The sequence below is a fragment of the Candidatus Accumulibacter sp. ACC003 genome, assembly GCF_907163085.1.
GTDB lineage: Bacteria > Pseudomonadota > Gammaproteobacteria > Burkholderiales > Rhodocyclaceae > Accumulibacter.
The window spans coordinates 270,800-284,015 of the sequence record NZ_CAJQTX010000011.1; the positions used below are offsets into that span (position 1 = coordinate 270,800).

At 62.7% G+C, this 13,216-nt stretch carries 11 protein-coding genes; 9 read left to right on the forward strand and 2 right to left on the reverse strand.

Features of this window, described 5'->3' with window-relative positions; translation table 11 throughout:
• Window positions 1–16: 16 nt before the first annotated feature.
• The 6 genes from QZ656_RS23150 to lpdA all read left to right on the forward strand — a co-directional run bounded on the left by QZ656_RS23150 (window position 17) and on the right by lpdA (window position 8,105).
• Window positions 17–730 carry a succinate dehydrogenase iron-sulfur subunit gene (locus QZ656_RS23150; RefSeq protein ID WP_291995596.1) on the forward strand — a complete coding sequence of 238 codons (714 nt, stop codon included), beginning with the start codon at window positions 17–19 and terminating at the stop codon, window positions 728–730.
• Complete coding sequence (locus QZ656_RS23155; RefSeq protein WP_291995597.1) at window positions 730–984, forward strand: succinate dehydrogenase assembly factor 2; 255 nt, start codon at window positions 730–732, stop codon at window positions 982–984. Before QZ656_RS23150 ends, QZ656_RS23155 begins: the two co-directional genes overlap by 1 nt.
• Before the next feature lie 69 nt (window positions 985–1,053).
• On the forward strand, window positions 1,054–2,349 hold the full coding sequence (gltA, locus tag QZ656_RS23160; RefSeq protein ID WP_291995598.1) for a citrate synthase: 1,296 nt from the start codon (window positions 1,054–1,056) through the stop codon (window positions 2,347–2,349).
• Window positions 2,350–2,459: 110 nt separating this feature from the next.
• Window positions 2,460–5,300 (forward strand): 2-oxoglutarate dehydrogenase E1 component, encoded by a 2,841-nt coding sequence (locus QZ656_RS23165; protein WP_291995599.1) that lies wholly within the window; start codon window positions 2,460–2,462, stop codon window positions 5,298–5,300.
• 12 nt (window positions 5,301–5,312) lie between these two features.
• Complete coding sequence (odhB, locus tag QZ656_RS23170; RefSeq protein ID WP_291995600.1) at window positions 5,313–6,581, forward strand: 2-oxoglutarate dehydrogenase complex dihydrolipoyllysine-residue succinyltransferase; 1,269 nt, start codon at window positions 5,313–5,315, stop codon at window positions 6,579–6,581.
• Between the two features lie 87 nt (window positions 6,582–6,668).
• Entirely contained in the window at window positions 6,669–8,105 is a 1,437-nt protein-coding gene (gene lpdA / locus QZ656_RS23175; RefSeq protein WP_291995601.1) for a dihydrolipoyl dehydrogenase, read from the forward strand.
• A gap of 165 nt (window positions 8,106–8,270) precedes the next feature.
• Here the strand turns inward: lpdA and QZ656_RS23180 are convergent, their stop codons facing one another.
• The gene (locus tag QZ656_RS23180; protein ID WP_291995602.1) at window positions 8,271–8,903 is read right to left on the reverse strand and encodes an MBL fold metallo-hydrolase; all 633 of its coding nucleotides are present in this window, start codon (window positions 8,901–8,903) and stop codon (window positions 8,271–8,273) included.
• Window positions 8,904–9,357: 454 nt separating this feature from the next.
• Here QZ656_RS23180 and QZ656_RS23185 point away from each other — a divergent pair, with 454 nt between their 5' ends.
• Complete coding sequence (locus tag QZ656_RS23185) at window positions 9,358–10,464, forward strand: M12 family metallopeptidase (protein WP_291995603.1); 1,107 nt, start codon at window positions 9,358–9,360, stop codon at window positions 10,462–10,464.
• A gap of 148 nt (window positions 10,465–10,612) precedes the next feature.
• Window positions 10,613–11,245, forward strand: coding sequence for a dienelactone hydrolase family protein (locus QZ656_RS23190; RefSeq protein ID WP_291995604.1), 633 nt, complete (start codon window positions 10,613–10,615; stop codon window positions 11,243–11,245).
• Window positions 11,246–11,260: 15 nt separating this feature from the next.
• On the opposite strand, the gene pcaF is transcribed toward QZ656_RS23190, so the two are convergent.
• On the reverse strand, window positions 11,261–12,466 hold the full coding sequence (gene pcaF / locus QZ656_RS23195; RefSeq protein WP_291995605.1) for a 3-oxoadipyl-CoA thiolase: 1,206 nt from the start codon (window positions 12,464–12,466) through the stop codon (window positions 11,261–11,263).
• A gap of 220 nt (window positions 12,467–12,686) precedes the next feature.
• On the opposite strand from pcaF, the gene QZ656_RS23200 reads away from it, so the two are divergent.
• On the forward strand, window positions 12,687–12,950 hold the full coding sequence (locus tag QZ656_RS23200) for a hypothetical protein (protein ID WP_291995606.1): 264 nt from the start codon (window positions 12,687–12,689) through the stop codon (window positions 12,948–12,950).
• The last annotated feature ends 266 nt before the right edge of the window (window positions 12,951–13,216 follow it).

Genomic DNA, 13,216 nt, shown 5'->3' on the forward strand with positions numbered 1-13,216 from the left:
CAAGGAGTCAATGATTATGGCCACCAGTACCATGCTGTTCAAGATCTACCGCTACGATCCCGACAAGGACGAAGCGCCCTACATGCAGGATATGTCGGTCGAAGTTGATTTCGCCCTCGACCGCAAGTTGCTCGACATCCTCACCCGCCTGAAGGCCATCGACGATACGCTGTCCTATCGTCGCTCGTGCCGCGAGGGTATTTGTGGATCCGATGCCATGAACATCAATGGCAAGAACGGTCTGGCGTGTCTTACCGACATCAGCGAGCTCAAGCAGCCGGTCGTTCTGCGACCCTTGCCGGGCCTGCCGGTGATTCGCGACCTGATCGTCGATATGACCCAGTTCTTCAAGCAGTACCATTCGATCAAGCCCTACCTGATCAATGAAGGACCACGCCCCGAACGCGAGCGTCTGCAGTCGCCCGAAGAGCGCGATGAACTCAACGGCCTCTATGAGTGTATTCTCTGCGCCTGCTGTTCGACGTCGTGCCCGTCGTTCTGGTGGAATCCGGACAAGTTCGTCGGTCCGGCCGGGCTGTTGAACGCCTACCGCTTCATCGCCGACACCCGCGACCAGGCAACCAACGAGCGCCTCGATGACCTCGAGGATCCCTATCGTCTGTTCCGTTGTCACTCGATCATGAACTGCGTCGACGTCTGCCCGAAGAATCTGAACCCGACGCAGGCAATCGGCAAGATCAAGGAACTGATGGTCCGTCGCGCAATTTGATGGACCAACGAGAAAGGATCAACCGCCTGCGCTGGCGTTGTACGCGCCGCGCCATGCTCGAGATGGACCTGTTGCTCGGAGAATTTCTCGAGCAGCAGTTCCCGACCCTGACCGAGCAACAGGCCGATGCGTTTGTGGTTCTCGCCGACATGGAAGATCTGGAACTGTGGCCGCTGATCAATGGCAGCCAGGAGTGCACCGATGCCGTGCAGGGAGAAGTTCTTGCGCTGTTGCGCAACGTAAGAGTCAAGTAAGGGATCTGCCCTAATCTGGCAGTTTCAAATTTGCCGCTGTGCCATCAACACCTGAACGGGGATTAACCAATGACGACCGAACGTAAAGCAATTCTCACTATCGAGGGGCGGGATCCTGTCGAGTTCCCGATCATGACGCCTACGCACGGCAATGATTGCATCGACATCCGCACCCTGGGCGCCAAGACCGGGTTATTCACCTACGACTCCGGGTACCTGTCGACGGCCAGCTGCCGCTCGAAGATCACCTTCATCGACGGCGACAAGGGCGAACTGCTCTATCGCGGCTATCCGATCGAGCAACTGGCCGAGAGCTGCAACTTCCTGGAGGTGGCCTACCTGTTGTGGAACGGCGAGTTGCCGACGCCGGTGCAGAAAGTGGCCTTCGAGAAGAACATCAAGCAGCACACGATGGTGCACGAGCAACTGGTGAAGTTCTACCAGGGCTTCCGTCGTGACGCGCACCCGATGGCGATTCTGGTCGGTGTCGTCGGCGCGCTGTCGGCGTTCTACCACGAGGCGGAGGATTTTTCGGATCTCGAGCACCAGAACATCAGCTTCAACCGCATCATCGCCAAGCTGCCGACGATCGTCGCCATGGCCTACAAGTACCACGTCGGCGAGCCGTTCATGTATCCGCGCAACGACCTTGATTACACCGCGAACTTCATGCACATGATGTTCGGCACGCCGTGCGAGGAGTACAAGCCGAACCCGGTCCTGGTGCACGCGCTCGACATGATCTTCACCCTGCACGCCGATCACGAGCAGAACGCGTCAACCTCGACGGTTCGCCTTTCGGGTTCATCGGGGGCCAATCCGTACGCCTGCATCTCGGCGGGCATCGCCTGTCTCTGGGGGCCTGCGCACGGTGGTGCCAACGAGGCCTGCCTGCAGATGCTCGAAGAGATTCACGACGTTTCGCGCGTTGGCGAATACATCGCGCGGGCCAAAGACAAGAACGACAGCTTCAAGCTGATGGGCTTCGGTCACCGCGTGTACAAGAACTTCGACCCGCGCGCCAAGCTGATGAGGACGGTCTGCAACGACGTCCTTCAGGAACTCGGTCTGGAAAACGATCGCTTGTTCAAGCTGGCGATGGAGCTCGAAAGAATCGCCCTTGAGGACGATTACTTCATCGAGAAGAAACTTTATCCGAACGTTGATTTCTACTCAGGGATCGTTCAGAAGGCGCTCGGTATTCCGACCACCATGTTCACCTGCATCTTTGCACTGGCCCGCACCGTTGGCTGGATGACGCAATGGGAAGAGATGATCAATGATCCGGAGTACAAGATCGGGCGCCCGCGGCAGCTGTACATGGGGGCGGCACGGCGTAAGGTGGTTCCGGCGGACCAGCGCTAGACCAGCGGACTCCGAAGGGCGGCAGACGGTAGCCGCCCTTTTTTCATGCTGTGGCCGTAGACCACAGGGTTTCGCAATCTGAACCAAGACCGTGACGACAGGTAACTGCCATGATGAATGAGCTTTTTGGTAACTCCCTCCTCTTTGGCGGCAACGCGCCCTTCGTCGAGGAGTTGTACGAAAACTATCTCGACAATCCCGGTTCCGTCTCCGAGCAGTGGCGCGACTACTTCGACAAGCTGGCGCAGTTGCCAGGTGCCGTCGCGCGCGACGTGCCGCATCTGCCGGTAATCAACGCTTTCGCCGAACAGGCGAAGAAGGGCGGCTATCGCGCTGCTGCGGTGGCGCCGGTGGACGACAAGAAGCAGGTGGCCATTCTGCAGATGATCACCGCCTATCGTTTTGCCGGCGATCGCTGGGCCAATCTGGACCCACTCAAGCGCACGCCGCGCCCTGATTTGCCACAGCTCGACCCGGCGTACTACGGCCTTTCCGACGCTGACCTGAACACCGTTTTTGCCGTTGGTTCGTTCAGGGGCGTTCCCGAGCGTGCGACCTTCGGGCAGATTCTCGATGCCTTGAAAGCGACCTATTGCGGGTCGATTGGCGTCGAGTACATGTACCTCAGCAACCTGGCCGAGAAGCGCTGGGTCCAGGATCGCCTCGAACGTATTCATTCCAAGCCGAACTACACGGTCGAGGAGAAGACGCGCAAGCTCGAGCGCCTGACCGCCGCCGAGACGCTCGAGCGCTACCTGCATACCCGCTACGTCGGCCAGAAGCGTTTCTCGCTCGAAGGTGGCGAGTCGCTGATCGTCTCGCTCGACGAGCTGATCCGCGTCGCCGGCACCGGCGGCGTTGACGAGATCGTTGTCGGCATGGCGCACCGTGGCCGCCTCAACGTTCTGGTCAATACCCTCGGCAAGGTACCGGCGATGCTCTTCGACGAGTTCGAGGGCCGGAAAGCGCAGGACTTGACCGCCGGTGACGTCAAGTATCACATGGGCTACTCGTCCGACGTGTCTACGCCGGGCGGACCGTGCCATCTGACCTTGTCATTCAACCCCTCGCATCTTGAAATCGTCAATCCGGTGGTCGTCGGTTCGGTGTACTCGCGGCAGCGCCGACGTGGCGCGGACGGCAAGGACAAGGTCCTGGCGGTGCTCATTCATGGCGATGCGGCCGTTGCCGGGCAGGGCGTCAACCAGGAAATGGTCAACTTTGCGCAAACGCGCGGCTACGGCGTTGGCGGCACGATGCATATCGTGGTCAACAACCAGATTGGTTTTACCACCTCGGACCCCCGCGACTACCGTTCGTCGCTGTACTGCACGGACATCTTCAAGATGGCCGAAGCGCCGATTTTCCACGTCAATGGCGACGATCCCGAAGCGGTGGCCCTGGTTACCGGTATCGCCATGGACTACCGCCGGACGTTCAAGAAGGACGTCGTCGTCGACATCGTCTGCTATCGCAAGCTCGGTCACAACGAGCAGGATGAGCCGATGGTCACGCAGCCGCTGATGTACAAGACGATCCACCAGCATCCCGGCACGCGCAAGCTGTACGCCGACAAGCTGGTTGCCGAAGGCGTCATTGGCCCGGAGGCTCCGGACGAGTTCATCGCCGACTACCGCGCTCATCTCGACCGCGGCGAGTTGTTGTACAATCCGGTGCTCGCCGGCTACAAGCATCCGATGACCATCGACTGGTCGCCTTTCATCGCGCCGAGCTACATCGAGACCTGCGATACCCGGGTGCCGATCGCCGAACTGCGGCGCCTGGCCGAGCGGCTGACGACACTGCCGGAAAATTTCACCCTGCACAGCCGCGTCAAGAAAATCATCGACGATCGCCGCCTGATGGGCGAGGGCAAGGTCCGGGTCGACTGGGGGATGGCTGAGAATCTTGCCTACGCGTCCTTGCTGGTTTCCAGCTACGGGGTTCGGATTTCCGGCGAAGACGTTGGCCGCAGCACCTTCTTCCATCGGCACGCGGCCCTGCACGACCAGAACCGCGAGAGCTGGGAGCGGGGCACGTATTACCCGCTGGCTTTCCTGCAGGAGCGGCAGGCCAGCTTCCAGTGCTTTGACTCGGTGCTCTCCGAGGAAGCGGTCCTCGCCTTCGAATACGGTTACTCGACGGCCAATCCCTTTGAGTTGGTCGTCTGGGAGGCGCAATTCGGCGACTTTGCCAACGGCGCGCAGGTGGTAATAGACCAGTTCCTCGCCGCCGGAGAGGCCAAGTGGGGTCGCGCCAGTGGTCTGGTGCTGCTGCTGCCGCACGGCTACGAAGGGCAGGGGCCTGAGCATTCATCGGCGCGCATCGAGCGCTACATGCAACTCTGTGCCGAGATGAACATGGAGGTCTGTCAGCCGACGACGCCGGCGCAGATTTTCCACCTCCTACGTCGGCAAGCGGTGCGTAACCAGCGCAAGCCGCTGATCGTCTTTTCGCCAAAGTCCTTGCTGCGCCACAAGGACGCCACGTCGAGCCTGGAACAACTGAGCGACGGCGAGTTCCAGCGGGTGATTGGTGAAGTGGAGCCGATCAACGCCAAGAAGGTTACCCGGGTGATCTTCTGTTCCGGCAAGATCTACTACGATCTGGTCGCCGCACGGCACGAGAAAAAGGTCGCCCACATCGCCATCGCCCGTCTCGAGCAGCTCTATCCTTTTCCGCAAGACTCGTTCAACGAAGAGATGGCGAAGTATCCCAAGGCCACCGAGATCGTCTGGTGTCAGGACGAGCCGCGCAACCAGGGGCCCTGGTACTGGATCGCGTCGCGCCAGCACCTGTCGCGCCAGCTCAACGACAAGCAGCACCTGCTGCTGGTCTCGCGCCCAGCGGCAGCTTCCCCGGCAGTTGGCTACGCCAGCAAGCACAATGCCCAACAAAAGGCTCTGATCGACTCCGCGCTCGGTGAGATCGAATACTACAAATTGGCCTAGAACGGAGAGAACATGATCATCGACGTCAAAGTTCCACAGCTTTCGGAATCGGTCGCTGAAGCGACACTGGTTTCGTGGCATAAAAAGGCCGGCGAGGCCGTCGCCCGGGATGAGAACCTGATCGACATCGAGACCGATAAGGTGGTTCTCGAGCTGCCGGCTCCCGATGGCGGCGTGCTCGTTGAAATTGTCAAGGGTGACGGCGAAACCGTTGTTGCCGGCGAGATCATCGCGCGCATCGATACCGCCGCCCAGGCAGGGGCGGTGGCTGCACCCGCGGCGAAAACCGCCGCAGCGGCGAAAGCGGCCGCACCGGTAGCGACCACTCCGGCGGCAGCACCTGCGGCAGGCGTGGCCATGCCCGCCGCGCGCAAGATCCTGGAGGAGAAGGGCGTCGCCGCTGGCGACGTGGCCGGTAGCGGCCGTGGTGGTCGCGTGACCAAGGCCGATGCGCTGGCCGCACAGCCGACGCCGCCGCCCAGCCCCTTCGTCACGGCCGCGCCGGCGGTCGCCGCTGCCGCCAGCAAGAGTGCAGCGCCGGCACTAGCCGCCGCGCCGACGGTGAGCGTGGCGCTCGGTGATCGCCCGGAACAGCGCGTGCCGATGTCGCGCCTGCGCGCGCGCGTCGCCGAGCGCTTGCTGCAGTCGCAGGCCAGCAATGCCATCCTGACTACCTTCAACGAAGTCAACATGGCTCCGGTGATGGCGCTGCGCAAGCAGTATGGTGAGCGCTTCGAAAAAGCGCACGGCGTCCGCCTGGGCTTCATGGGTTTCTTCGTCAAGGCCGCCGTCGCCGCGCTGCAGAAGTTCCCGATCATCAATTCCTCGGTCGATGGCAGCGACATCGTCTATCACGGCTACATTGATATCGGGATCGCCGTCGGTAGTCCGCGCGGCCTGGTCGTGCCGATCCTGCGCGACGCCGACCAGATGTCGATCGCCGACATCGAGAAGAAGATTGGCGAGTTCGGCGGCAAGGCCAGGGACGGCAAGTTGACCATGGAAGACCTCACCGGCGGCACCTTCTCGATCTCGAACGGTGGTATTTTCGGGTCGATGCTGTCGACGCCGATCATCAACCCGCCGCAGTCGGCGATCCTCGGGATTCATGCCACCAAGGATCGTCCAGTCGTCGAAAACGGTCAGGTCGTCATTCGTCCGATCAACTATCTGGCGATGTCCTACGACCACCGCATCATCGACGGTCGCGAAGCGGTACTCGGTCTGGTGACCATGAAGGAGGCGCTGGAAGACCCGGCCCGCCTGCTCCTGGGTGTTTAACCACTAAACCAGGGCACGGAGACGCAGAGCTTTGCTCTGTGTTAACTCCGTGCCCTGTTGTCTTTGCGGCTGGAAAGGGAATCTATCATGTCCAAGCAATTCGACGTTCTCGTGATCGGCGGTGGTCCCGGTGGTTACATTGCCGCTATTCGCGCCGCTCAGCTCGGTTTCAGTGTCGCCTGCTGTGAATCCAACGCCTATGCCGACCCGAAAGGCGAACCGCGTCTTGGCGGTACTTGCCTGAACGTCGGTTGTATTCCGTCCAAGGCGCTGCTCCATACCTCGCATCTTTTCGAGGAAGCCGCGCACGGCTTTGCCGCTCAGGGTATCGGCGTCGGTACGCCGACGATTGACGTAACCAAGATGGTTGGTCGCAAGGACGGCATCGTCAAGCAGCTCACCAGCGGTATCAAGGCCTTGTTCAAGAAAAACAAGGTCACCCTGCTCAACGGCCACGGTGCCTTCGTCGGCCGTAGCGGTTCGGAAGGGAGCGAACTGTGGACGATCAAGGTCGGCGAAAGCGTCGTCGAGGCGAAACAGGTGATCGTTGCTACCGGCTCGAAGGCGCGTCACCTGCCCGGTGTTCCGGTCGATAACGAGATCGTTTGCGACAACGTCGGCGCGCTTGACATCAACGCCGTCCCGAAGAAGCTGGCGGTTATCGGCGCTGGCGTGATCGGCCTCGAAATGGGCAGCGTCTGGCGTCGTCTCGGTGCCGAGGTGACGCTGCTCGAAGCGCTGCCCGAGTTTCTCTCGCTGGCCGACATCGACGTCGCCCGGGAAGCCGCCAAGCTGTTTGCCAAGCAAGGTTTGCAGATCGTCACCGGTATCGAGATCGGCGACGTCAAGGTTTCCCAGAAGGGCGTTTCGATCGACTATACCGACAAGGATGGTCAGGAGCAGAAGCTCGACGCCGACCGGCTGATCGTCTCGATTGGCCGGATCGCCAATACCGATGGTCTGGACGCCGAAAAAGTCGGCCTGAAACTCAACGAGCGCGGCCAGATCGAAGTCGATTCGCATTGTCGTACCAATCTCCCGGGAGTTTGGTCGGTCGGCGACGTGGTGGCCGGCCCGATGCTCGCGCACAAGGCGATGGAAGAGGGCGTGATGGTCGCCGAAATCATCGCCGGCCAGGCTGGGCACTGCAATTTCGAGACGATTCCCTGGGTAATCTACACCAGCCCGGAAATTGCCTGGGTCGGCAAGACCGAGCAGCAGCTGAAGGCCGATGGCGTGGCCTTCAAGGTCGGCAAGATCCCGTTTGCGGCGAACGGCCGTGCCTTGGGGATGGGTGACGCCAGCGGTTTCGTCAAGATGCTGACTTGTGCCGAGAGCGATCGCATCCTCGGCGTACACATCATTGGCGCGAACGCCTCCGAGTTGATCTCCGAGGGCGTTGTGGCGATGGAGTTCGGCGCCGCTTCCGAGGACCTGGCGCGTATCTGCCATGCGCACCCGACGCTGTCGGAAGTGGTTCATGAAGCTGCGCTGGCCTGCGACAAGAGGCCGCTGCACTTCTAGGCGAGTGGTGTAGCCGAGGGCGACGAGCACTTTCCTTGCCCTTGGCTTTTTCCTCCCGATGCCCGTCGTGGCGCTCGCCGATGGCGTTTGGCGCTGCGTCTGGCAAAGCCCGGATCGGGCTTGGCGCTTCGCCGCAAGAACGATCAGCGCCGGCGATCGCCGCTACTAGTCGCCGCAGAAGGGGTTGCTGCGCCGCTCGGCACCAAAGGTCGACATCGGTCCGTGTCCCGGCAGGAAAGCGACATCGTCGCCGAGCGGCCAGAGCCGCTCGCGGATCGAAGCGATCAGCGTCTCGAAATTGCCTTTTGGAAAATCCGTCCGCCCGATCGAACCCTCGAAGAGGACGTCGCCGACGATCGCCAGACGGTCCGCCTTGCTGAAGAAAACGACGTGTCCTGGCGTATGCCCCGGGCAATGCAGGACGTCCAACTCGACCTCGCCGAAGCGCACCGAATCACCGTGTTCGAGCCAGCGGTCGGGCGTGAAGGCGAGCGCGTTGGCGAGTCCGAACATCCGGCTCTGACCCGGCATGTCGTCGATCCAGAACTGGTCGTCGCGTTGCGGCCCCTCGATCGGCAAGGACAGGCGCGCCGCCAGCTCGGCGACTGCGCCGGCATGATCGATATGCCCATGGGTGACGAGGATCTTCTCGACGACGACGCCCCTGGTGTCGACCGCGCGCAGGATACGAGCGACGTCGCCGCCCGGATCGACGATCGCGCCGTGCATGCTTTTTTCGCACCACAGGAGGCTGCAGTTCTGCGCGAAGGGTGTCACCGGGATGATCTGATATTTCATGGGCAAGGTTCGCCTGGCGAGGGGCTGCGAAGAGCGCGCAGTATAGCAGAGCGGTGCAAAGGTCGGCCGGCGGCCGCGCGTTGCGCGTCGGTCTTCGTCGGCCATGCGCTTAATGTGAAAGTCGCGTACGCGACTCACGAATTTCCCTTCTCCCCACTGCGGGAGAAGGGCCGGGGTGAGGCGGGGAATTCAGGGAGCATGCTCCCTGCCCGGCGAACGATTCCGGCGTGCAAGCCGGAATGCGCACTGCAAGTGAGAGGGAAACGGTCATGACTTTCATGATCTGGGCTATCTCAACATGTCATGGCCGTTAGCGCATGATTCCCGGCCCCGCGGCACTGCTGGCTTGACCATGGCTCAAGCAGCGGGCATGCTGGCAGCGCAGCAGCGAGTTCTGCGCGGCAGGGTCGCTGCCAGTAGCGGCTTCCTCAATCGATCAAGACAGGAGAAGCAGATGCCCACGTCACCCGAAGCGACAAGTTTTTCTACCGCTGCCAGCGAAGCACCGGTATTGCGCTATTGCTGTCAGCCGGTTCAGCCTGCGCGGCAGTTCGACCCGGCAGTCGATGCCGCACGCACGCGCGCCATACTGGCCGGCGGCAAGAAGTGGGTCAATGGCACGCAGCTGCGCTATTGCTGTTATCAGGGCGGCGACGCCGTTGCCGATGCCTGGAAGGGCGGGGCAGTGGCTATTGACGAGGTACGCAAGGCCTTCGAGTCGTGGTTCCAGCTGGGCATCGGTATCAGCTTCAGGCAAGTGTCGCGTCCCGACGAGGCGACGATACGGATCGCCTTCGACCCGGCCGGCGGGTCGTGGTCCTACGTCGGGCGTGACAATCTCAATGTCCGCGACCCCTTGCAGCGCACGATGAATTTTGGCTGGCCGCTCGATACGCCGTATGGGCGCGACACCGCGATGCACGAAATCGGTCACGCCCTGGGCCTGGAGCACGAACATCAGAACCCCTTCGCGGGAATTGCCTGGGATAACGACGCCGTCCGCCGTTACTTCCAGGGGCCGCCCAACAACTGGGACGCGCAGAAGATCGACTGGAACATTCTGCGCAAGATCAGCCCGGCTGAAGTCAAGGGGTCGAACTGGGACCCCGACTCGATCATGGAATACGCCTTCGGCGCGGGTCTGATCGTCGAGCCCGCCGCCTACCGGGGCGGCCTGCAACCCAAGGGCGGCCTTTCGCCGGCGGACAAGGCATGGATCGTCGCGTCGTATCCGCCAGGCAGTCCGCTGGCGGCGATTCCGGCGCTTGAAGTCGGGCGGTCGCTGAAGCTGGCGATCAAGGCCGGCGAGACGCGGGTCTTCGATTTCACGCCGCCACAAACGCGAAGCTATAGTATCGCCACCGCCGGCAGCGCTGACACCTTGCTGGTGCTCTTCGAAGCGCGGTCCAACGGCAACGTTCGGATCGCCGCTGACGACGACAGCGGCAGCGACAGAAATGCCAGGATCGAGATGTCTTTGCGCAGCGGCCAGCGCTATCAGATCGGCGTCCGGTTGTACTACGAAAAAATGGCCGCTGAAACGGCACTGATGGTCACGTGAGAATCGGCTCTCGGCCGCAGCACGGGCGCTGGCCGCAGCGCTTTTGACGATGCCGGCGCCGGTCGAACGTTGCCTCCTGGGCGAACTGCCGGCGCTGATCGTTCGCCCTCGCGGCGCCGATGCTGGCGCGCCGAGTAAGCGGCGTGCTTTGCCAACCGTTCTGTGGTTCCATGGTCTGGGCGCCGACAAGGAAGTGCACCTGCCCGAGCTGCAGCTTTTTGCCGACGCCGGTCTGTTGGCGATCGGTGTCGATGCCGCCGGCCATGGTCAGCGGCCGCTGCCCGACTTTCAGCGCTTGTTTTCAGGGGTGGCTGACGCCAGTGGCGCGTTGTTCAAGACGCTGGTCGGGCAAACGATCAGCGAGTTGCCGGTGCTGATCGACGCGCTGGTCGATCGTGGTCTGAGCGATCCGCAGCACATCGGCGTCGCCGGCGTGTCGATGGGTGGCTGCATCGTCTATGGCGCAATCGCCGCCGATCGGCGCGTCCGTGCGGCAGTCGCCCTGCTCGGGTCGCCGGCATGCAGCTGCTCGGACGGCGCCGAGCAAGCGCCTGCGCGCTTTTTCCCAACCGCCTTGCTGTCGATTACCGCCGACGATGACCAGGTCGTACCGCCGGCGGCGGCGCAGGCGCTGCACCAGCAGCTGCTGCACGCGTACGCGTCGCAGCCGGAGCGTCTTGCTTACCGCGTCATCCCGGGCGCAGCGCATTGCATGCGCCCCGAGCAGTGGGCCGGCGCTGTCGCCCAAACCAGCGCCTGGCTCGTCCGTTTCGTCCCGTGAACGGGGGGCCGCTCGTTAGACGCGTTCAATGATCATCGCCACGCCTTGGCCGACGCCGACGCACAAGGTACATAGCGCATAGCGGCCACCACGGCGACGTAGTTCCCAGGTCGCCGTCGTCGCCAGCCGCGCTCCGGTCATGCCAAGAGGGTGGCCGACAGCGATCGCGCCGCCGTTCGGATTGACGTGCTCGGCCTTGTCGGGAAGCGATAATTCGCGCATCACCGCCAGGCACTGTGCGGCAAACGCTTCGTTGATTTCGATGACGTCCATCTGGTCCAGGCTGAGCCCTGTCCTGGCCAGCAGCTTGCGCGTGGCAGGCACCGGGCCGAAGCCCATGATGCGCGGTGCGACGCCGGCGGCGGCCATCGCCACGATACGGGCGCGCGGCGTCAGGCCGTGCTTTGCCGCGGCTTGCTCGCTGGCGATGAGCAGTGCGCAAGAGCCGTCGTTGATACCCGCCGAGTTACCGGCGGTGACGCTCAGTGCCGAGCCGTTGATTCCTTCGCGCTTGGCCAGTCGGCCCATGCTCATCTCGGGGCGCGGGTGTTCGTCGGTATCGATGAGCACCGCGCTACCCTTCTTCGGGGCAATTCGGACCGGCATGATCTCGTCGGCAAAGCGCTCGGCGGCGTGTGCCACGCCCCAGCGTTGTTGCGATCGCAAGGCGAAAGCGTCCTGGTCGGCACGTGAAATGTTGAACTTGGCGGCGACGTTGTCGGCTGTTTGCGCCATCGAGTGCGTGTCGTGCAGCTTCTTTAGCAAGGGGTTGACGAAGCGCCAGCCCAGCGTCGTGTCGTGGATCGCCGTCGCGCGCGAAAAAGCGCCGTCGGCCTTGGGAATGACGAAGGGTGAACGCGACATGCTCTCGACGCCGCCAGCGATCATCAAATCGGCTTCGCCAGCCTTGATCGAGCGCGCCGCCAGACCGATGGCGTCCATTCCCGAAGCGCACAGGCGGTTGACCGTCGTTCCGGGAACCTCGGTCGGTAGCCCGGCCAGCAGGCCAGCCATGCGGGCGACGTTGCGGTTGTCTTCGCCGGCCTGATTGGCGCAGCCGTAGATCACGTCGTCGACCAGCGACCAGTCGACGCCAGGATTACGTTCGATCAGGGCGCGAATCGGCAGCGCTGCGAGGTCATCGGCCCGCACACCGGACAGCACGCCGCCATAGCGACCGATCGGCGTTCTGATGGCATCACAGATAAAGGCTTCGTTCATTTACGGGATTCCTTGCTGCGGTCGAATACGCACGCTGCTTGGTCGACCTGGGTAGGGGGATTGTGGTGAGCTGTCGGCAGCCGCGTGCAGTCAGCTGTTCGTCGCTGCGCTTGACCAATCTGCGGCACCTGCGCTCGGCGTTTGGCCAGCGGCGGTCGCGGTGGCATTGGCGGTTTCCTGCCGCCGCACAGATTGTTACGCTGGTTGCAGCGGCGTCGCGGTGCTCGTCGGCGAGGCCAACGAGAAGCTGCCACAGCAAGCGATACGGCTGCTTACGGCAGCGGGCGGTCGTCTGGCGGCGACGTTTGCCGACACCCCGCTCGCCGCCGCCGGTACGTCCCGCAAGCAATCGATTTTCGCCTGTAGCAGGCCGCATTTCGACCACGCGCGTCGGGCCGATGAGTTTGAGCCGGCGCCCCAGGGCGGCGGCCTGCAGGACGTGCTGCTCGCACGTGCAGGTAGTAACCGAGTCAGCGCAGCTTGACAGATCGCCACCGTGACAGAACTTGAAGCCGTCGACCATAGCTGGTCGAGCAAGCATCGTCAAACGGCGCGATCCGCTTTCGGCCGTGAAGCATGCTCTCCGACCGGTTGCTGCGCGCGGCCAGGCGCAGGAGTTCGACGCACAGCTGCTCGGGTACGCTTGTGCTACGACTGGCCAGGCGCCGGCGGTTGGCATGGATGACGTAACGCCAGCGCTAGGGAACGCTCATGACGTGCCGATACACAGCGCCAGCGACGGTCATCAAG